The sequence below is a fragment of the Streptomyces sp. NPDC001889 genome, assembly GCF_053594535.1.
Genome location: NZ_JBSFER010000025.1, coordinates 57486 through 77135, shown reverse-complemented (window position 1 = coordinate 77135; position 19650 = coordinate 57486). Strand labels below are relative to the sequence as shown.

General features: G+C 72.5%; 18 protein-coding genes. 13 read left to right on the top strand and 5 right to left on the bottom strand.

Annotated features, from left to right (window positions below; genetic code table 11):
• Positions 1–102: 102 nt before the first annotated feature.
• The 5 genes from hppD to ACWCRA_RS27525 all read left to right on the top strand — a co-directional run bounded on the left by hppD (position 103) and on the right by ACWCRA_RS27525 (position 5531).
• Entirely contained in the window at positions 103–1236 is a 1134-nt protein-coding gene (hppD, locus tag ACWCRA_RS27545; protein WP_451068891.1) for a 4-hydroxyphenylpyruvate dioxygenase, read from the top strand.
• Positions 1237–1320: 84 nt separating this feature from the next.
• Positions 1321–2052 (top strand): response regulator transcription factor, encoded by a 732-nt coding sequence (locus ACWCRA_RS27540; RefSeq protein WP_351550803.1) that lies wholly within the window; start codon positions 1321–1323, stop codon positions 2050–2052.
• Positions 2039–4195 carry a sensor histidine kinase gene (locus tag ACWCRA_RS27535; RefSeq protein ID WP_451068867.1) on the top strand — a complete coding sequence of 719 codons (2157 nt, stop codon included), beginning with the start codon at positions 2039–2041 and terminating at the stop codon, positions 4193–4195. Before ACWCRA_RS27540 ends, ACWCRA_RS27535 begins: the two co-directional genes overlap by 14 nt.
• Positions 4196–4300: 105 nt before the next feature.
• The gene (locus ACWCRA_RS27530) at positions 4301–4825 is read left to right on the top strand and encodes a hypothetical protein (protein WP_351550797.1); all 525 of its coding nucleotides are present in this window, start codon (positions 4301–4303) and stop codon (positions 4823–4825) included.
• 76 nt (positions 4826–4901) lie between these two features.
• The gene (locus tag ACWCRA_RS27525; RefSeq protein ID WP_351550794.1) at positions 4902–5531 is read left to right on the top strand and encodes a class F sortase; all 630 of its coding nucleotides are present in this window, start codon (positions 4902–4904) and stop codon (positions 5529–5531) included.
• 51 nt (positions 5532–5582) lie between these two features.
• On the opposite strand, the gene ACWCRA_RS27520 is transcribed toward ACWCRA_RS27525, so the two are convergent.
• Positions 5583–7010 (bottom strand): tetratricopeptide repeat protein, encoded by a 1428-nt coding sequence (locus tag ACWCRA_RS27520; protein ID WP_351550791.1) that lies wholly within the window; start codon positions 7008–7010, stop codon positions 5583–5585.
• A 108-nt stretch (positions 7011–7118) separates the two neighbouring features.
• On the opposite strand from ACWCRA_RS27520, the gene ACWCRA_RS27515 reads away from it, so the two are divergent.
• Positions 7119–8486 carry an FAD-binding oxidoreductase gene (locus tag ACWCRA_RS27515; protein ID WP_351550788.1) on the top strand — a complete coding sequence of 456 codons (1368 nt, stop codon included), beginning with the start codon at positions 7119–7121 and terminating at the stop codon, positions 8484–8486.
• A gap of 175 nt (positions 8487–8661) precedes the next feature.
• Positions 8662–9042: a VOC family protein gene (locus tag ACWCRA_RS27510; protein ID WP_351550785.1), complete on the top strand. Its 381-nt coding sequence runs from the start codon at positions 8662–8664 to the stop codon at positions 9040–9042.
• Here the strand turns inward: ACWCRA_RS27510 and ACWCRA_RS27505 are convergent.
• Complete coding sequence (locus ACWCRA_RS27505; RefSeq protein WP_351550782.1) at positions 9039–9545, bottom strand: SsgA family sporulation/cell division regulator; 507 nt, start codon at positions 9543–9545, stop codon at positions 9039–9041. The two genes, ACWCRA_RS27510 and ACWCRA_RS27505, sit on opposite strands and share 4 nt — an antisense overlap.
• A 511-nt stretch (positions 9546–10056) precedes the next feature.
• On the opposite strand from ACWCRA_RS27505, the gene ACWCRA_RS27500 reads away from it, so the two are divergent.
• Positions 10057–11448: an RDD family protein gene (locus ACWCRA_RS27500; RefSeq protein WP_451068866.1), complete on the top strand. Its 1392-nt coding sequence runs from the start codon at positions 10057–10059 to the stop codon at positions 11446–11448.
• 88 nt (positions 11449–11536) lie between these two features.
• Entirely contained in the window at positions 11537–12382 is an 846-nt protein-coding gene (locus tag ACWCRA_RS27495; protein WP_451068865.1) for an RDD family protein, read from the top strand.
• Positions 12383–12425: 43 nt separating this feature from the next.
• Here the strand turns inward: ACWCRA_RS27495 and ACWCRA_RS27490 are convergent, their stop codons facing one another.
• On the bottom strand, positions 12426–12710 hold the full coding sequence (locus tag ACWCRA_RS27490) for a hypothetical protein (protein WP_451068864.1): 285 nt from the start codon (positions 12708–12710) through the stop codon (positions 12426–12428).
• Positions 12711–13148: 438 nt separating this feature from the next.
• Here ACWCRA_RS27490 and ACWCRA_RS27485 point away from each other — a divergent pair, with 438 nt between their 5' ends.
• Both ACWCRA_RS27485 and ACWCRA_RS27480 read left to right on the top strand, forming a co-directional pair.
• Positions 13149–15578 (top strand): immune inhibitor A domain-containing protein, encoded by a 2430-nt coding sequence (locus ACWCRA_RS27485; RefSeq protein WP_351559781.1) that lies wholly within the window; start codon positions 13149–13151, stop codon positions 15576–15578.
• A gap of 123 nt (positions 15579–15701) precedes the next feature.
• A complete protein-coding gene (locus tag ACWCRA_RS27480) occupies positions 15702–16019 on the top strand; it encodes a hypothetical protein (protein ID WP_351559780.1) in 318 nt (105 codons plus the stop codon).
• A 181-nt stretch (positions 16020–16200) separates the two neighbouring features.
• On the opposite strand, the gene ACWCRA_RS27475 is transcribed toward ACWCRA_RS27480, so the two are convergent.
• Complete coding sequence (locus tag ACWCRA_RS27475; RefSeq protein ID WP_351559828.1) at positions 16201–16788, bottom strand: isochorismatase family protein; 588 nt, start codon at positions 16786–16788, stop codon at positions 16201–16203.
• A 150-nt stretch (positions 16789–16938) separates the two neighbouring features.
• Positions 16939–18267 (bottom strand): nicotinate phosphoribosyltransferase, encoded by a 1329-nt coding sequence (locus ACWCRA_RS27470; RefSeq protein WP_451068863.1) that lies wholly within the window; start codon positions 18265–18267, stop codon positions 16939–16941.
• Between the two features lie 138 nt (positions 18268–18405).
• Here ACWCRA_RS27470 and clpS point away from each other — a divergent pair, with 138 nt between their 5' ends.
• Both clpS and ACWCRA_RS27460 read left to right on the top strand, forming a co-directional pair.
• Entirely contained in the window at positions 18406–18720 is a 315-nt protein-coding gene (clpS, locus tag ACWCRA_RS27465; RefSeq protein WP_351559824.1) for an ATP-dependent Clp protease adapter ClpS, read from the top strand.
• Complete coding sequence (locus ACWCRA_RS27460; RefSeq protein WP_351559822.1) at positions 18720–19313, top strand: DUF2017 domain-containing protein; 594 nt, start codon at positions 18720–18722, stop codon at positions 19311–19313. The genes clpS and ACWCRA_RS27460 overlap by 1 nt, the downstream gene beginning before the upstream one ends.
• The last annotated feature ends 337 nt before the right edge of the window (positions 19314–19650 follow it).

The window sequence follows — 19650 nt, the reverse complement described above, 5'->3', positions numbered from 1 at the left end:
AGCATCACCATGGTGGGGCAGGGTTGTGCGGATTGCTCAGTGAAATGACGAACTGTTGCGCACCTTGTGGATCGAGCGCACGCTGCGGCTATGACTGAGACCATGGATCACCACCTGACCACCGCGCGCGAGGCCGACCCCTTCCCGGTGAAGGGAATGGACGCGGTCGTCTTCGCCGTCGGCAATGCCCGCCAGGCCGCGCACTACTACTCCACGGCCTTCGGCATGAAACTCGTCGCCTACTCCGGACCGGAGAACGGCAGCCGGGAGACCGCGAGTTACGTACTGGAGAGCGGTGCCGCCCGCTTCGTCCTCACCTCGGTCATCAAACAGTCCACCGACTGGGGCCACTTCCTCGCCGGCCATGTCGCCGAACACGGCGACGGGGTGATCGACCTCGCGATCGAGGTCCCCGACGCCCGTGCCGCGTACGCCTATGCCACCGCGCACGGAGCGCGCGGCGTCACCGAGCCGTACGAACTCAAGGACGAGCACGGCACGGTGGTGCTCGCCGCCATCGCCACCTACGGGAAGACCCGGCACACCCTGGTCGACCGCTCCGGCTACGACGGCCCCTACCTCCCCGGGTTCACCGCCGCCGAGCCCATGGTCGCGCCGCCCGCCAAGCGGACCTTCCAGGCCATCGACCACTGCGTCGGCAATGTCGAACTCGGCCGGATGAACGAGTGGGTGGCCTTCTACAACAACGTCATGGGCTTCACCAACATGAAGGAGTTCGTGGGCGACGACATCGCCACCGAGTACTCCGCCCTGATGTCGAAGGTCGTCGCCGACGGCACCCTCAAGGTCAAGTTCCCGATCAACGAGCCCGCCATCGCGAAGAAGAAGTCCCAGATCGACGAGTATCTGGAGTTCTACGGCGGCGCCGGGGTCCAGCACATCGCCCTCGCGACCAACGACATCGTCTCGACCGTGCGCGCCATGCGCGCCGCCGGTGTGACCTTCCTGGACACCCCGGACTCGTACTACGACACCCTCGGCGAGTGGGCCGGCGAGACCCGGGTCCCGGTCGAGACGCTGCGCGAGCTGAAGATCCTCGTCGACCGCGACGAGGACGGCTATCTGCTCCAGATCTTCACCAAGCCGGTGCAGGACCGGCCGACGGTCTTCTTCGAGATGATCGAACGCCATGGCTCGATGGGCTTCGGCAAGGGCAACTTCAAGGCCCTCTTCGAGGCGATCGAGCGCGAGCAGGAGAAGCGCGGCAACCTCTGACGCACCGCTGGACGCCCCCGCCGGGCAGCCCCCGCCCCTGCCCGGCGCACGGCCCGCCACCGCCCTCCGCCTACGATGCGGCTCGTGTGCGCACAAGTGATGATCGCCGAGGACGACGAGAAGCAGGCCGAGCTGGTCCGCCGCTATCTCGAACGGGAGGGCCACGCCGTCACGCTCGTGCGCGACGGCCGCTCCGCCATCGAGGCCGTCCGGCACCGCCCACCCGATCTGCTCGTCCTCGATGTGATGATGCCCAAGGTCGACGGCCTGGACGTGCTGCGCATCCTGCGCGCAGAGGCGTACGAACTCCCGGTGCTGATGCTCACCGCCCGCACCACCGAGGACGATCTGCTGCTCGGGCTCGACCTGGGCGCCGACGACTACATGACCAAGCCCTACAGCCCCCGTGAGCTGATGGCCCGGGTCCGCACCCTGCTCCGGCGCGCCCGCAGGGCGGCCCCCGGGCCGGAGGAGCCGCCGGGGGAGCCGGTGCTCGCGGTCGGCTCCCTCGTCGTGGACCCGCAGCGGCACGAGGTCACCGTCGACGGCGTCCGGATCGACTGCACCCCGGGGGAGTTCCGCATCCTCGCCGCGATGGTGGCCGAACCGGGCCGGGTCTTCACCCGGCAGCAGCTCCTGGAGGAGCTGCACGGCTTCGCCCGCTACATAGGCGACCGGACCGTGGACGTCCACATCATGAATCTGCGCAAGAAGATCGAGCCCGCGCCCCGGCGTCCGGAGCGGCTGCTCACGGTCTTCGGCGTGGGCTACAAGCTGGCGGCACCCGAGAGGCAGCCGCGCCATGCCCGGCCGTGAGCCCGGCCCCCCTGGCGGGCCCCGTCGTGAGCCCCGTCGCCGGTCCCGTCGTGGGCCCGGGCAGGAGCGCGGCCGGGGGAGCCCCCGGCGGCTGCCGCTGCGCAGAAGCCTCCTGGGCCGGCTGCTCGCCGTCTCCGCGCTGGTCGCCGCCTGCTCGGTCGCCGCCACCGCCTGGCTCGCCGTCCAGACCACCACCGGCGCCATCCGCCAGGAACAGGGCCAGAACCTCACCGACGGCGCCCGGATCTACGACGCCCTGCGCGGCCACGCGGCCACCAGCGCACGCTGGGACGGCGTCCAGAAGACCGTGCGCGACCTGGCCCGGAAGTACGACCGCCGGATAGCACTCACCACCCGGGACCGCAGGACCATCGCGGACTCCGCGGGCCAGGGCGCCGGGAGCGGCTCCGGCTCAGGCTCAGGCTCAAGTTCCGGTTCCGGTTCTGGTTCCGGTTCCGGTTCCGGGGCGCCCGCCCCCGCGCTGCCCGCGCAGGCGTCCGCCGTGGTCGACCCGCTCAACCCGCACACCGCCCTCGCCCCCGCCGCCGTACCGAACGGCGCCGACCCCGCCGACCGGATCGACCCGCGCGCCGTGGGCCCCTTCCGGCTCCCCGCCGCCGAGCGCGCCACCCTGCGGAAGACCGCCCGGGGGACCGTGACCTGTCTGCGCGACTACGCGCTGGCCGCCGACATCGTCGAGACCCCGAGCGGCCGGCCGCACATCCGGATCGTCGGCCACAACGGCGGCGATGTCCCCGCCGGCACCCGCTGCGGCGAGAACACCCTCGCCGAGCCCACCCGTACCGAGGCCAGGGCCCTCACCGCGCTCAACAAGCTCTCCGACGACTGTCTGAAGCTGAAGGGACGGAAGGGGGTACGGCTGAACCTGGACCTCTCCTGGAAGGGCGGGCCCCCGGCACCGGAGAAGATGCCGGAGCCCGTCGTGGACGGCGGCGGCAGCGCCGTGCGCCCGCTCCCGGCCCCGCCGCCCTCCGACGGCATGCTGGTGCTGCCCCGCTCGAAGCCCGGCGACAGCGCCGCCGACCGGGACATCGCCTCCTGCGTCGAGACCGCCCGCCGCGAGCAGCTCACCTCCCATGTCTCCCCGCCCGCGCTGCTCTTCATCGGTGACTCCGACGGGCCCACCGTCCCCGGTTTCGACCTCTCCCCGGAGAACACCGCCCGGATCGTCGGCGTCGCCGCCCTCGTCCTCGCGCTGACCTTCGGCGCGACCCTGCTGGCCGCCTCCCGGCTCGTCCGGCCGCTGCGCGCCCTCACCGGCGCCGCCCAGCGGATGAAGGACGGGGAACGCTCCGAGCCGGTACCGGTCACCACCGACAACGAGATCGGAAGGCTGGCCGCCGCCTTCAACGACATGACCGCGCACCGTGCCCGGATGGAGGCCCAGCGGCGGGCGATGGTCAGCGATGTGGCGCATGAGCTGCGCACCCCGCTGAGCAATATCCGCGGCTGGCTGGAGGGCGCGCAGGACGGCATCGCCGAGCCCGACGAGGCCTTTGTCTCCTCGCTGCTGGAGGAGGCGGTGCAGCTCCAGCACATCATCGACGACCTCCAGGACCTGGCGGAGGCCGACGCGGGCGCCCTGCGGCTGCACCCCGAACCGGTCGGGATCGCCGAACTGGTCTGCCAGGTCGCCGCCGCCCACCAGGGCCGCGCCGACACCGCGGGCGTCACCCTGCGCACCGTCGCGGACGAGGACCTGCCGGTGCTGCGCGCGGACCCGGTCCGGCTGCGGCAGGCGGTGGGGAACCTGGTCTCCAACGCGGTACGGCACACTCCGCCCGGCGGGTCGGTCACCCTGCGGGCGCACCGCTGCGGCGAGGGCCGGCTCGCGGTGGCCGTCGCCGACACCGGGGAGGGGATCGCGGCGGACGATCTGCCGTATGTCTTCGACCGCTTCTGGCGGGCCGAGAAGTCCCGCAACCGTCGGACCGGCGGGAGCGGGCTCGGTCTGGCGATCGTCCGCAAGCTGGTGGAGGGGCACGGGGGTTCGGTGGACGTGGAGAGCAGGGCGGGCCACGGGGCGGTGTTCACGCTCCGGCTGCCGGTGGCCGGTCCGCCGGAGGAGGGCGAGCGGCGGGGGGCGGGCGACGGGGCTGATACGCCCACCACAACGATCTGACAGGTTCTTCACAACTTCAGGCCAGCCTGGCGTACGGGCCGGTCCGTGATCGCGACGCGGTCCCGGCACCACCACGTCCCAGCCGGTTTTCCGAATGGAGCCACCTTGAAGACTCGTCGTCTCTCCCTGCGCGCCCTCGCCGTCGCCACCGCGGCCGTCGGAGCGGCGCTCCTCCCGGCGGGTGCGGCGTTCGCCGACTCGTCGCCCACGGCCGTGCCCGCCGTCGAGAAGCCGGTCGACAAGTCCACCGCGCGGCCCGCCGAGAACCCCGCCGAGTTCCCGGTCAGGGAACTCGGCGACCAGAAGGGCAAGCCGTCCGGCCCGATGGTCCGTGTCCCGGTCGGCGGGGTCGCCGCCGGCGACAAGCCCGTGGTGGCGAAGGAGCGGAAGCCCGCGGCCGCGCCCATGGCGGTCAAGCCCGGCAAGGCCGACAAGGGCGACAAGGCCGCCCCGGTTGTCGTCGCCCCGCGCGGGGGAGTCGCCGCCGGTGAGCAGACCGCCGCGAGCACGAGCACGAGCACGAACGGGAGTGGGAACGGGACCGCGGCGCTCGCCGGAACGGCGGTCGCCTTCGCGCTGGTGGCGGGCGCGGGGACCTTCGTCGTCCGCCGCCGCGCCACCCTCGGCTGACGCCGGTCCACCACCCTTCCGCAGTGGCACCGCGCGCGCGGTGCCACTGCGGCCCCGTCCGCCTCCTGGAGTCCTGATGACCACCCAGCGCCCCGTCGGGGCCCTCGCGCTCGTCCTCGTCGCCCTCACCGCCGTGACGGCCTGCTCCTCCGGCGCCTCGGAGACCGGCGCGGCCGGGGACACCGCCCCGAGCACCCGGGCCCCCGCCTCCGCCCCCGCTTCTGCCTCCGCTTCTTCCTCCGCGCCGGCTCCCGCGCGGCCCGCGCCTCCCGTCCAGGTCTCCATCCCCTCCATCGGTGTGCGGAGCACGCTGATGTCCCTCGGCCTCAACAAGGACGGCACGGTCGAGGTCCCGCCCCCGGAGAAGGGCATGACGGCCGGCTGGTACACCGGGGCGCCCGTCCCCGGGGAGCGGGGGGCGTCCGTGATCATCGGTCACAACAACACCCGTTTCGGGAAGGCGGTCTTCCACGACCTGAGGAAGGTCGGCAAGGGGGCGGAGATCGCGGTGCGGAACGCGGCGGGGGAGACGGCGAGGTTTACGGTGACGCGGACGGAGACGGTCGCGAAGAAGGCGTTTCCGACGGAGCGGGTCTATGCGCAGCCGAACACCCGCGACCTCCGCCTCATCACGTGCGATGGCGCTGTCGACGCCGAGGGGCACCCCCTCGACAACCTGATCGTCTACGCGACGGCCCAGACCTGACGTCCCGCCCCGCACGCGCCTCCATCGCCGGTGGGGCTGGGTGGGTGCGCCTCAATCGCCGGCGGGGCCGGGTGCGCCCCCTCTCACCTTCCGCCCCCCACCTCCCATCGGCGGCCCCCCTGCCGGTGGGTCGCCCAGTCTGGTCAGGGCGCTTCGGGCCTCCGGTGCCAGGCGGGGTGAGAAGTGGGGGTTGATCCGGAGCGCCTGGCCGATGCTGCGGCGCGCCGGGCCGTACAGGGCGAGCGCCCGTTCGATCTCTCCCCGGTGGTAGGAGAAGAGCGGAATCCTCGGCCCCTCCTTCGTCGCCCGCTTCGCGTACGGCAGCGCCGCCTTCCCCCGGCCCGCCCGGAACAGCGCCCACCCCAGCGCGTCCGCCGTCTCCATGCTGTGACGCCCGCGCTCCCACTCCGCCGTCAGCCGCCGCACCGCCTCCTCCGGGTCCCCGTGGTCCGCCTCGTACCGGCCGAGCAGCAGCTCCTGGTTGACCCCGCTCGCCGCCGCGCGCTCCGCCTCCGCCAGGGCCCGCCCGTACAGCTCCCCGGCCTCCCCGGTGAGCCCGAGCGACTCGTACAGCTCGCCCGCCTCCAGCGCGATCTCGGGCAGCGGCAGCCCCTCCAGCGCCGCCCGGTAGTCGCGGAAGGCGTCCTCCGTGCGGCCGAGTGCCGCCAGTGCCCGGGCCCGGGCGGCCCGTGCGCGGTGTTCGCCCGGGTCCAGTTCGAGCGCCAGGCCGTAGCTCCGGAGCGCCTCCTCCGGATCGCCGCGCTCCCAGGCGAAGTCCCCGAGGCGGCACAGGGCGGCGGCCCGCTCGGTGACCGTGGCCGCGCCGGAGACCGCGTCGTGCGCGTTGGCCGCCGCGTCCTCGCGCCACCCCCGGTCGCGGTAGACCTGCGCGGCGAGCCCCCGCGCCTGCGCCCCCGAGTACAGGGCCGTCAGCTTCTCCAGGGACGTACCGACCGCGTTGTAGTCGCCGAGCCCGCCGTACGCCTCGACCAGCGCCCGGTGCACCGTCCACCGCCGGGGCCGCTGCTGCTGCGCCCGCAGGGCGTGGTCGCGGGCGGTGGTCCAGTCCTGGCGGGCGGCGGCGAGGGCGGCGAGGCCGAGCAGCGCCTCGGTGTTGCCCCGGTCCGCGGGGAGCACCTCCAGCGAGCGCCGCAGCGCGCCCTCCGCCCGGGGGAGCGAGGCCCAGTCGGCGAACCGCGCCCCGCGCTCCGCGTACGCCGTCCCCAGAACGGCCCAGGACTCCTCGTCGCCGGGGTTGGCGCGCAGCCACCGCTCGCGCTCCGCGATCAGCGCGTTCAGCTCCGGCAGCGCCGCCGGAGCGCCCGCCACCGCCGCCGTCCGCGCCCGCGCGGCGGGCCCGGGCGCCGGGCGGGCCCCCGAGGCCCCGGGGTCGGGGGGCGCGAGCGCCAGCACCCCGGCGACCAGCGTCGCGGCGACGAGCGTCCCGACAGCGGCGTTCTTCATATGTTCACTGCGCATACCGCTCACTGTGCGTCAGCGGGCAGCTCATCCGAAGAACGCGCCCCGCGGCACGGAGCGGAACGCGGACGGGTTCACACCGATGGCCCCGGGTGCGACGCTGGGATCATGGACGATCTCCTCGCGCGGCTGCGTGCCGCCCTGCCGGCCGAAGCCCTGATCACCGATCCGGACGTGATGGTCTCGTACGGACGGGACATGGCGAGCTTCTGCGCCGCGGGCGCCCCCGCTGCCGTGGTGCTGCCGCGTACGGTCGAACAGGTCCAGGAGGTCATGCGCACGGCGACGGAGCTGCGCGTCCCCGTCGTCCCGCAGGGCGCTCGCACGGGACTCTCCGGCGCGGCCAACGCCTCCGACGGCTGCATTGTGCTGTCGCTGACCCGGATGGACCGGATTCTGGAGATCAGCCCGGTGGACCGGATCGCCGTGGTCGAACCCGGGGTGGTCAACGCCGTGCTCGCGCGCGCGGTCGGCGAGGTGGGCCTCCACTACCCGCCGGACCCGTCGAGCTGGGAGACGTGCACCATCGGCGGGAACATCGGCACCGCGTCGGGCGGCCTGTGCTGTGTGAAGTACGGGGTGACGGCGGAGTACGTCCTCGGCCTGGAGGTCGTCCTCGCCGACGGCCGGCTGCTGTCCACCGGCCGCCGCACCGCGAAGGGGGTCGCGGGCTACGACCTGACCCGGCTGTTCGTCGGCTCCGAGGGCACGCTCGGCATCGTGGTCAAGGCGGTCCTGGGACTGCGCCCGAAGCCGCCCGCGCGGTTGGTGCTCGGCGCGGAGTTCGCCTCGCCCGCCGCGGCCTGCGAGGCGGTCTGCGCGATCATGGAGAGCGGTCACACCCCGTCGCTGCTGGAGCTGATGGACCGTACGACGGTCCGCGCGGTCAACGCGATGACCCGGATGGGACTGCCCGAGTCGACCGGGGCGCTGCTGCTCGCCGCGTTCGACACCCCGGACCCGGCGGCCGATCTGGCGGCGGTCGGCGAGCTGTGCCGGGCGGCGGGCGCCACCGAGGTCGTACCGGCGGACACGCCCGCCGAGTCCGAACTGCTGCTCCAGGCCCGCAGGTCGGCACTCCCCGCGCTGGAGACGATCAAGTCGGCGACGATGATCGACGATGTGTGCGTGCCGCGCTCCCGGCTGGGCGCGATGATCGAGGGTACGGAGGCCATCGCCGCGCGCCACGGTCTGACGATCGGCGTCTGCGCGCACGCGGGTGACGGGAACACCCATCCGGTGGTCTGTTTCGACCACCAGGACCCGGACGAGTCGCGCCGGGCGCGCGAGTCCTTCGACGAGATCATGGCGCTCGGGCTCGAACTGGGCGGAACGATCACCGGTGAGCACGGTGTCGGGGTGCTGAAGAAGGAGTGGCTGGCGAGGGAGCTGGGCCCGGTGGGACTGGAGTTGCAGCGGGGCGTCAAGCGGACCTTCGATCCGCTGGGGATTCTGAACCCGGGCAAGCTCTTCTGAGCCCCCAACCGGGCCGTCCGCAGGGTGATTTATCGCCAACCAGCTTGATTTCGCTGGTCCCGGGGACCGGCCCGGCGCCGGACCCCGGTCCTAAGGCGAATGCCCGATGGTCCGGCACGGCCCCTCCGCCTACCGTGAGATCACCGCAGCAGTGGAGATCCTCGAAGGAGAAGCCATGCCGGCACGACTCGACCACACCATTGTGCAGAGCAGCGACCGCCTCGCGGGGGCCCGCTTTCTCAGCGAGCTCATCGGAGGGGACGAGCCGAAGGAGTTCGGACCGTTCATGATGGTCCCGCTGGAGGGCGGGGTGACGCTGGACTATCTGACGACGGAGGGCTCGATAGTCGCCCAGCACCTGGCCTTTCTGGTCCCGGAGGAGGAGTTCGACGTCATCCTGGGCCGTATCGAGGACCGGGGACTGCCCTACTGGGCGGACCCGATGCACAACGAGCCCCAGGTGATCAACCATCACCACGGGGGCCGGGGCGTCTACATCGACGACCCGGACGGCCACTCGCTGGAGTTCCTCACGCATACCTACGTCACGGACTAGGCGCCGTCACCGTCCGGTGATTCGTCGACGGGCCGGGGGGCCTTCTCGCCGTGCGCGGGGAAGCGTCCGCCGGCCCAGAGCCGGTTGGCCCGCCGGGGCGAGAGCAGATCGGCCAGTTCGTGGTCGAGGTCGAGCCGCCCGCCCTCGGTGCCCGGCGGCACCACCCGCAGCGTCCGCTCCAGCCAGGCCGACACCACCGCCGCCGACACCTCCAGGAGCGCGTCCCCGTCGGGCGAGCTGAGCGCCATCAGCACCACGCTCCGCCCGTCCACCTTGGTGGGCCAGATCCGCACATCGCCGTGCCCGCACGGCCGGAACACCCCCTCCACGAGCAGCTCCCGGGCGAAGGTCCAGGTGACGGGGTGCTCGGAGCCGATGTGGAAGGTGATGTGCACGGCGTACGGGTCGGCGGTGCGGTAGGTCAGCCGCGCGGGCACCGGGATGCTGCGCTCGGGCGACAGGACCAGATTCAGTTCGAGTTCGCGTTCGACCACGGAGTGCATGAGGGCTCTCTTTCGCTGTACGGACCGGGCCATTCGCGGGCCCTTGCAAGGTGAGAGCGGGCTCGTGCTCAGCTATGACGCGGCTTTCCCGAAAAACTTTCCGTAATCGTCGGTCGCCCTGGGTAGCTGTTCCGGCGGGCCCCGGGACCTTCCGTGCGGAGCGGACCGGGCCCGCGCGCGCCGGCACCGCACCCCGCCGCGCGGGCCGTCCCTCACCCATGCCCCCGGTGGCCCGGTCCTCCGCCCGGCGACGCCCGGCACCCGCACCTCGCTCAGCGACGCGGCCCGACCGAATCCGGCCTCACCGGTGTTCGAGGCGCTCGGGGCTTCGGGGGCCTGTGGCACGGGGGCCGGTCCCCCGCTTCCCGGGGACGGGCTTCCCCGCGCCGGGTGCATGCGCGGAACCTCCCCGGATAGTGGTCGTTACAGCTGGACGGGCCCAGGTGCCCACAAGCGTCTGATATTTGTGGAGCCTTGAACTGAGGCTCTTGAGGAGATACGGGACCACGGTATGAGCGCCCCAACCCCGGCCGGCGGCGACGACAGTCCTCTGCCCGGCTACTACCCGGACCCCTCCATCCCCGGCTACGTCCGGTACTGGAACGGCGCGGCCTGGGTGCCCGGTACGAGCCGGCCCGCGCCCAAGGCGGGCGAGGTGATGCCCGAGACGCCCGGCCGGGCGCCCGGCGGGCCCGGGCGGGTGCGCGAGGCCGCGTCCGCGCCGGCCCACGTGGAGGAGACCGGGCCGGTCTTCCTCGACGAGGAGCCGCCGGACGAACCGGCCCGGTCGGAGCCGGCGGCGGCCTGGCAGGCGGACACCTCCCGGCAGGGCGGGTTCGGCGGCGAGCGCGACCACCGGGTCTCCTGGGGCGGCGGCGGGCCGGACCCCCGCGCTCAGGCCGCCGAGCCCCCGGCACCCTCCGCGGACCCGCGGCTGCCCGGGGCGCGGCAGCCCGCCGAGAAGCCGCCGGCCGACAGCACCATGACCATCCGCCCCCAGCGGGACCGCTCCCCGGAGCAGCCCGGCCCGGCGCGCGGCGCCGAAGGGCCCGGCGCCGGGCCCAGGACACCCGGTGTCCAGCCCCAGCCCCAGCCGCTGCCCCCGGTCCCGTACCGTCCGCAGCCCTCCGTACAGCCGCAGCCCCAGCCCCAGCCCCAGCCCCAGCCCCAGCCGCAGCCGCAGGCCCAGCCCCAGGCTCACCCGCAGCCCCAGGCTCAACCCCGGGCTCAGCCCCAGCCGCAGGCCCAGGCCCCCGGACACGTTCCCGCCCCCGCTCCCGGGCCCGGCGGCGGGTCCGCGTCCTGGGCGCAGCAGGTGCATCAGCTCGCCCAGCCCGGGGAGCCGGAGCAGCCACCGGTCGTCCCCTGGAAGCCGCCGACGGCCGACCCCTTTCTCCGGATGGCCCAGGCACAGGCCGCCGCCCGCCCCGCCGGGCTCGGCAAGCGGTTCGCCGCCCGGCTGATCGACAGCCTGGTCCTCGGCACACTCGTGGGCGCGGTCGCCGTGCCCATGACCGTCCGGGCCATCGACCACATCGACGCCAAGATCGAGGCGGCCCGGCAGACGGGACAGACCGTCACCGTCTGGCTCGTCGACGCCACCACCGCCGTCCATCTCGGCACCGTCCTCGCCGCCCTGCTGATCCTCGGCGCTCTGTACGAGGCGCTGCCGACCGCCAGGTGGGGCCGCACGCTCGGCAAGAGGGTGTGCGGGCTCAAGGTCGTCGACATCGAGTCGCACGAGCCCCCGGGGTTCGGCGCGGCCCTGCGCCGCTGGCTGGTCTACGGGGTGCTGGGGCTGCTCGCCGTCGGGGTGGTCAATGTGGTCTGGGGGCTCTTCGACCGGCCGTGGCGGCAGTGCTGGCACGACAAGGCGGCGCACACCTTCGTCACCGCGGCCTGACCGCTCCCGCCACCCGGCCGGAGCGCCGGTTCCCCCGAACGGAGCGCGAGCTTTTGCGGGGGTGCCGGGCTCGGGATGCACTGCCCTCATGAGCAATGATCAGCCACCGCCACCCGGCCCGGGCGGCCCCGAGGACGATCCCTTCTTCAAGAAGCCGCAGGGCCCCACCCCGCCCGGCGGCCAGGGACCCCCTCCGGGAGGCCCGGCGGGTCCGCCGGGTCCGGGCGGCCCCGGCGGGCAGGACGGCGGCCAGGGCTGGCAGGCGGGCCCGGCCGGCCCCAGCGGCCCGGGCGGACCGGGCGGCCCCGCGGGTCCGGCGGGACCCGGCGGGCAGGGCGGCCCGTACGGCAGCGGCGGCGGCGGGATGCCCCCGTACGACCCCAACGCCTATGGCGGCGGTCCCTACGGCGGCGCCCCCGACCCGCTGGCCGGCATGCCCCCGCTCGCCGATTTCGGCCGGCGTCTCGCCGCCCGGATCATCGACGCGCTGATCGTCTTCATCCCGCTCTTCCTGATCTCGCTGCTCTTCGGCGGCTGGGGCAGCGGCAGCGACGGCGACAGCTGGGACGACATCGCCAACGATGTGAACACCGGCCGTCAGTGGGTGTGGTCGCTGATCTCCATGGTGGTGTACGTCGCCTACGACACCCTGATGGTGAAGAAGAACGGCCAGACCATCGGCAAGCGGCTGCTGAAACTCCGGGTGGCGATGCTCAACGACGGCAGCACCCCCGACACGCGCTCGGCGCTGCTGCGCGCCGCGGTGCTCTGGGTGCCGGCGCTGCTCTGCTGCTTCTGCGTCTGGTGGCTCGTCATCATCATCACGATCATCGCCGACAAGCCGTACCGCCAGGGGCTCCACGACAAGGCGGGCCGGACCGTCGTGGTCACCGTCCCGGAACCGGTGACGGACCAGCGCACGGGCAGGGTCTGAACGGAGCACGGGCAGGGTCTGAAACGGCGCCCGGGGAGTGGGTCTAGCGGCGCGCCGCGCGCTCCCCGGCGCCGGCGTGCGCCGGCGGCGCGTGCACCCGGGCCACGGGCGCGCGGGCCGGGGCGGTGGGCGCCTCCCCACGCGCCGTGCGCGCCGCCCGTGCCATCGGCAGAACCACCGCCACCAGCAGCCCGAGGGCCATCGAGACAAGGCCGATCGCGGCCACCCCGAGAGCCGCCGTGGTGCGGGTGAACAGCAAGAGGGCCAGTGCGGAGAGGACGACAGTGGCCGAACCGTAGGCGAGCTGTGCGGCAGTCGGACGCGGCATGGCGGTATCCGTCCTGGCAGATCGGGGATGTCGGGCGACGTCGGGGCGGGCCTCTTCAGCGCGGTCCGCGCGGCTCACGGCGGTGCGTGAGCGCACGGAACTCTCTTCGACTGTACGGCGCGGAGTGCTCCTGGGGAACCAGGGGTAAGCGTGACCTCACTCGTGGTGCCGGTGCATAGGGGGCGCACGGAGTCATACGCCCATCGAACTGGCGTATTTCATGCGCCCTTTGTCCGAACCTCTCCCCGTCCCCTCGGCCGCCGGGGCCGTCCGGATACCGGAACATGGCTTCTGCATAGTGCAGTTGGAATGTCTGCGTCAAGGGTTGTCTTTTCTTCTCCGGCTGCGGTCGAATGCCGTCACTTGTGACGCGCGCGAACCTCGCCCGGACGACCCCACTGCGGTCCGCCGCGAGGCCGCAGGGGAGGACTCCGACACATGACCACGAAGAGACGGACGACCAGAGCGTCCGCCGTGATCGTCGCGCTCGCCGCGACCACCGCGGCGGTCTCGGCGTTCAGTACCGCCCGGGCCGGGGATCAGGCGTCCCCCGCCCCGGTGAGCAGCGCCGTCGACCGCCAGGACCCGGCGCCCGGGGGCAAGGACCACGTCGACCACGACCTCGACGGCCCCTTCAGCAAGCAGCAGGCGCAGCAGCGCGAGTCGGCGCTGGAGAAGGTCATATCCGGGGACGCGACCGTGCAGCGGCGCGGCGGGTCCAATGTGGTCAGGCTCGACAAGGGCAAGTACGTCGAGCTGGGCCGGGAGAAGACCGACAAGATCTTCACCATCCTGCTGGAGTTCGGCACCAAGGTCGACGACACCACGACGCACGACCCGGACGGGCCGGAGGGACCCCAGCCGCCGATCAAGAAGTACGGCGGTACGCCCGGCCCCGCCCACAACGAGATCGCCGAGCCGGACCGCGCGGTCAACAACTCCACGGACTGGCGCGCGGACTACAACCGCGAGCACTTCGAGGACCTCTACTTCGGCACCGGCAAGGACGCGGCCGGCCGGCAGAAGCAGTCCGTGAAGACCTACTTCGAGAAGGCGTCATCGGGGCGCTACTCGGTCGAGGGCGCGGTCTCCGACTGGGTGAAGGTCGAGTACAACGAGGCCCGTTACGGCTCCAACTACTGCGGCGAGAGCAACTGCGTCAACACCTGGGACGCGGTCCGCGACGGTGTCAACGCCTGGGTCAGGGACCAGAAGGCGCAGGGCCGCACGGACGCCCAGATCAAGGCCGACCTGGCCCAGTACGACCTCTGGGACCGCTACGACTTCGACAACGACGGCGACTTCAACGAGTCCGACGGCTATATCGACCACTTCCAGTTCGTCCACGCCGGTGAGGACGAGTCGGCGGGCGGCGGAGCCCAGGGCACGGACGCCATCTGGGCGCACCGCTGGTACGCGTACGGCACCGACGCGGGCCGCACCGGCCCGGGCGGGAACAAGGCCGGCGGTACCCAGATCGGTGACACCGGCATCTGGGTCGGCGACTACACCGTGCAGCCCGAGAACGGCGGCCTCGGTGTCTTCGCCCATGAGTACGGCCACGACCTGGGCCTTCCGGACCTGTACGACTACTCCGGCCTGGGCGGTGAGAACTCCACCGGCTTCTGGAGCCTGATGTCCTCGGGCTCCTGGCTCGGCACGGGCAGGAACGCCATCGGCGATCTGCCGGGCGACATGACCTCCTGGGACAAGCTCCAGCTGGGGTGGCTCAACTACACCAAGGCGAAGGCCGGGACGGCGTCGACCCACACGCTCGGTGTCTCCGCGTACAACACCAAGCGGCCCCAGGCGCTCGTCGTCGAACTCCCGAAGAAGCCCGGCACCACCCCGGTCGTGAAGCCCGCCGAGGGCTCCAGGCAGTGGTGGAGCGACATGGGCGACAATCTGCGGAACACCCTGACCAGGCCGGTCGACCTCACGGGCAGGTCCACGGCGTCGCTGGAGCTGTCCGGCTGGTGGCAGGCCGAGCGCGGGTACGACTATGTCTACACCGAGGTCTCCACGGACGGCGGGACCAACTGGACCGCCCTCGACGGCACCGCGAACGGCAAGCAGATCACCCGTGACTCGGCCGGCACCCCGGCGCTGACCGGACGCTCCGGCGGGTACCAGCGGCTGGTCTACGGGCTGGACGCCTACGCGGGCAAGAAGGTGGATGTCCGGTTCCACTACCGGACGGACGGCGCCACGGCGGAGAAGGGCTTCGCGGCCGACGCGATCACCCTGCGCGCGGACGGCGCGCCGCTCTTCACCGACAACGCGGAGGGGGACGACGCGGGCTGGACCGCGAAGGGCTTCTCGCGCATCGGTGAGTCCTTCACCAAGGACTACGAGCAGTACTACATCGCCGAGAACCGGCAGTACGTCTCGTACGACAAGACCCTGGAGGTCGGCCCGTACAACTTCGGGTTCACCGCCCCGAGGAACAAGTGGGTCGAGCACTACGCCAACCAGAACGGGCTGCTGATCTGGCTCTGGGACACCTTCCAGCAGGACAACAACACCATGGTCCACCCGGGCCAGGGGCAGATCCTGCCGATCGACGCCAACCCCGAGCCGCTGAAGTGGGCGGACGGCACGGTGATGCGCAACCGCATCCAGTCCTTCGACGCGACCTTCAGCACCCGGCCGTACGACGGGTTCACCCTGCACAGGGCGGGCGTGCCGACGAAGATCAAGGCGAAGCCGGGGCGGGGGGTCTTCGACGACCGCAAGGGCGTCTACTGGACCGCCGAGAACCCGACGGGGAGTGTGCGTGTAACTGACACCAATACTCGGATCGCGATTGTGAAGGAGCCGCGGAGCGGCGAAACGATCACGGTGAGGGTTGGGCCCTCGACGAAGTAATTGGCATAACAGCAGGTCAAAGCATGATCGGCCGTCGCCCTCTAGCGGGCGGCGGCCGATCGTGTTTAGGTGCGAGGTGGTGGACCGTTATTGACACGTCATCTCACGGGGGAGTGGAGCAGTATGCCCGGCGGAGGTTTCAGCAAGCTGCCGAACGGCAGTGTGGTCGTCGCGCTCAGTCTGCCCAGCCCGCTGGGGGACGGGCGGCCGGCGCGGTTTCTGGTGCACGCGGCGAATCGGGCGCGGGCGCTGACGAGGCTGCGGAATCTGGGGTTGCGGGCGGTGTATCTGCGGGGGAACGCGGAGCCGCCGACGCCGGATGAGATCACGGCGGTGCTGCATCATCCGGATGGGTTGTTGTGGCGGGCGAATCCGCAGATCGGGGCGGAGCTGTGGCACCCGATCAGGGCCCTCCTCCGCGAGGCCTCCTTACCCGACTAGCCCGCCTCCCCCGGCCGCCCCGCGAATCCCAGCCCGTCCGGCGCTTGAGGACGGACCCTCGGCCACGGGCGCCCTGAGCGATTCCGGCCGGTCCGGCAAATCCAGCCTGTCCGGCGTTTGAGGACGGACCCTGTGCCACAGGTCCCCGCACGGTGCGGTGCGCACCGCGGCGCGGGGGGCGTCAGGTGAGGGGCTTGCCCGAGATGGTCACGCCCGCCGAGCGCAGCTCCTCCACCACCCGCTCCGCCCGCTCCCCCGACACCGCCGCCGTCAGATCCAGCAGCACCTGCGTGGCGAACCCCTCCCGCACCGCGTCCAGCGCCGTCGCGCGGACGCAGTGGTCCGTGGCGATGCCCACCACATCCACCTCGGTCACCTCGTGGTCCCGCAGCCACCGCGCCAGCGTCACCCCGTTCTCGTCCGTGCCCTCGAACCCGCTGTAGGCGGCCTCGTACTCCCCCTTGTCGAACACCGCGTCGATCGCCCCCGACGCCACCGCCGGTGCGAAGTTCGGGTGGAACCCCACCCCCTCCGTCCCCGCGACGCAGTGGCGCGGCCAGCTGGTCTCGTAGTCCGGGGTGTCGGAGAAGTGGTCGCCGGGGTCGATGTGGTGGTCGCGGGTGGCGATCACATGGCGGTAGCCCGCGGGCACGGTCTGGCCGATCAGGTCGGTGATGGCGGCGGCGACCTCGGCACCTCCCGAGACCGCGAGGCTGCCGCCTTCGCAGAAGTCGTTCTGAACGTCGACGACGATCAAGGCGCGGTGCATGGCGGCTGTCCTTCGTAGAGCGGGGCGACGGGTGCGGGGCCCTTGGTGTGTACCGAGCCTAGAGACTCCCGCCGCCGCACGGGAGGGCCTCCCCGGGCGGCGCGGGGCGCGAGGGCGGCGCACGGGTGAGCCTTACCGCGCACAGCCGCTTCACACATACTCGGTGGGCAGCACCGGCTCCCCCCGGGAGAGCTGAATGGCGGACATCGGCAGCCCCGCCCGTGCCTCGATGTGCCGCTGCCGGGCCGCGTCCAGCGGCTCCCGCCCCACGATCTCCCCGCCCCTGACCAGCTCCACCAGGAGCTGCCGGCCGGCCAGCTCCGGCGGTACGGCCCCGAGGCCCACGATCTCGGCCTCCGCGACCCCGTCCGCGTCCAGCCGCCGGGCGGCCCACTTGCGGCCCCCGAGGGAGGACTTCGCGCCCAGGGACTTCTTCGCCACCGGCTCCAGCGGCGCCCCGGGCTCGCCCGAGCGGGCCCGGGCGACCAGCTTGTAGACCATCGAGCAGGTGGGGTGCCCGCTGCCGGTCACCAGCTGGGTGCCCACCCCGTACGCGTCCACCGGAGCGGCGGCCAGCGAGGCGATGGCGTACTCGTCCAGATCGGAGGTGACGGTGATCCTGGTGTCGCGCGCGCCCAGCTCGTCGAGCTGCTGCCGCACCCGGTGGGCGACGAGGAGGAGATCGCCCGAGTCGATCCGTACGGCGCCGAGCCCCGGGCCCGCGATCTCCACGGCGGTACGGACGGCCTCGGCCACGTCGTAGGTGTCCACCAGCAGGGTGGTGGAGCGGCCGAGGGAGTCCACCTGGGCCCGGAAGGCGTCGCGCTCGCTGTCGTGCAGCAGGGTGAAGGCGTGGGCGCTGGTGCCGACGGTCGGGATCGAGTAGCGGAACCCGGCCGCGAGGTCGGAGGTGGAGTCGAAGCCGCCGACGTAGGCGGCGCGGGCCGAGGCGACCGCGGCCAGCTCATGGGTGCGCCGGGCGCCCATCTCGATCAGCCGGCGCCCGCCCGCCGCGGCGGACATCCGGGAGGCCGCCGCGGCGATCGCCGAGTCGTGGTTGAGGATGGAGAGGATCACGGTCTCCAGCAGCACGCACTCCGCGAAGGTGCCCTCGACCCGCAGCAGCGGGGAGCCGGGGAAGTAGACCTCGCCCTCCGGGTACCCCTGGATGTCCCCGCGGAAGCGGTAGGAGGCGAGCCACTCCAGCGTCGGCTCGTCCACGATCCCCCGCTCGCGCAGGAACCCCAGCACGCCGGCGTCGAAGCGGAAGTTCTCCACCGCGTCGAGTACCCGCCCGGTGCCCGCGACGACCCCGTACCGCCGCCCCTCGGGCAGCCGCCGGGTGAAGACCTCGAAGACGGAACGGCGCCCGGCGGTGCCGGCGCGCAGGGCCGCCTGGACCATCGTGAACTCGTACTGGTCGGTGAAGAGGGCGGTGGACGGGACGTCCACCGGCAGTCCCAGGTCAGCGGTGTTCACGGCACTCAGCCTCGCACTTTCGCGTCGGGTGCCCGGAGAACCCGGGCGATCCAGCCATGGCCAGGATGCTACCCCACATTTCGTCAGAGTGACGAGATGGGGTGACCGTTTATGCGCGGGGGCTCCCCGAGTGGCAGCATGGATCAGGTGAGTGTTGCTCCCACAGAGATCGAACGTCCCGAATCGGCCGAGGAGACCTTCGCCGTTCCCGAGCCCGACGTGCCGTGGGTGACGCTCGTCCACAACGATCCCGTGAATCTGATGAGCTATGTGACCTACGTCTTCCAGGCGTATTTCGGTTACTCCAAGGACAAGGCGCGCAAACTGATGCTCGACGTCCACCACAAGGGACGGGCCGTGGTCTCCAGCGGCAGCCGCGAGGAGATGGAGCGCGACGTGCAGGCGATGCACGGCTACGGGCTGTGGGCGACCCTGTCGCAGGACCGCACCTGATGCCGGGACACTTCGAGCCGGTCCCCGGCGGCGGCGCGGCCATCGCGCTCGACGAGGTCGAGATCTCCATCCTGCGCTCGCTCGCCGTCCAGCTCCTCGAACTGATCGGACCGGGCGAGACGCCCGCGGAGGGCGAGGATCCGCTCGCCGCCCTCTTCGCCGAGGGGCCCAGCGAGGCGCCCTCCGACCCCGCGCTCGCCCGCCTCTTCCCGGACGCGTACTCCGGCCCCGGCACGGAGAGGCCCGACGAGGAGCAGCGGGCCGCGTCCTCCGAGTTCCGGCGCTTCACCGAGAACGACCTCCGGGCCCACAAGCGCGACGACGCGGTGGCGGTGGTGCGCGGCCTCGACGGCCTCACGGTGGACGGCGAGGGCGGCGCGGTGCTGCGGCTGACCGCCGACGACAGCGCCCACTGGCTCCGGGCGCTCAACGACCTCCGGCTGACCATCGGCACCCGGCTGGAGGTCGGCGACGAGGACGAGGCCGACACGCTCTACCGGCTGCCGGACACCGATCCGCGCAAGCCGATGGTGATGGCCTATCTCTGGCTCGGGGTGCTCCAGGAGACCCTGGTCGAGACCCTCATGCCCTGAACGGCCCCCGACGGACCCCCGACGGACCCCCGAGCGGGCCCTGAACGGCCCCCGAGCGGCCCCTGGGTGGCCCGCCCCCTTCCCTCCGCCCCGCCCGGTCCGCCGGGTGGGGCTTCCGATGGGTCTCCGGTGGGCTTTCCCGCCCTTTCGGACCTGTATGGACATCCTGTGGGGCTCGTGTGGAGGGCTCCGGCGGACGCTCAGCGGACGCTCAAATCCGGATAACGATCACGTCACCACGCTTGGACGCTCTGTCGTGCCGTGCGTTATTTGTCCGCTTATCTTTGTGGTGCACGCCACACTATTGCCCGATGATCTCCGTGGTCACCGTGATAAA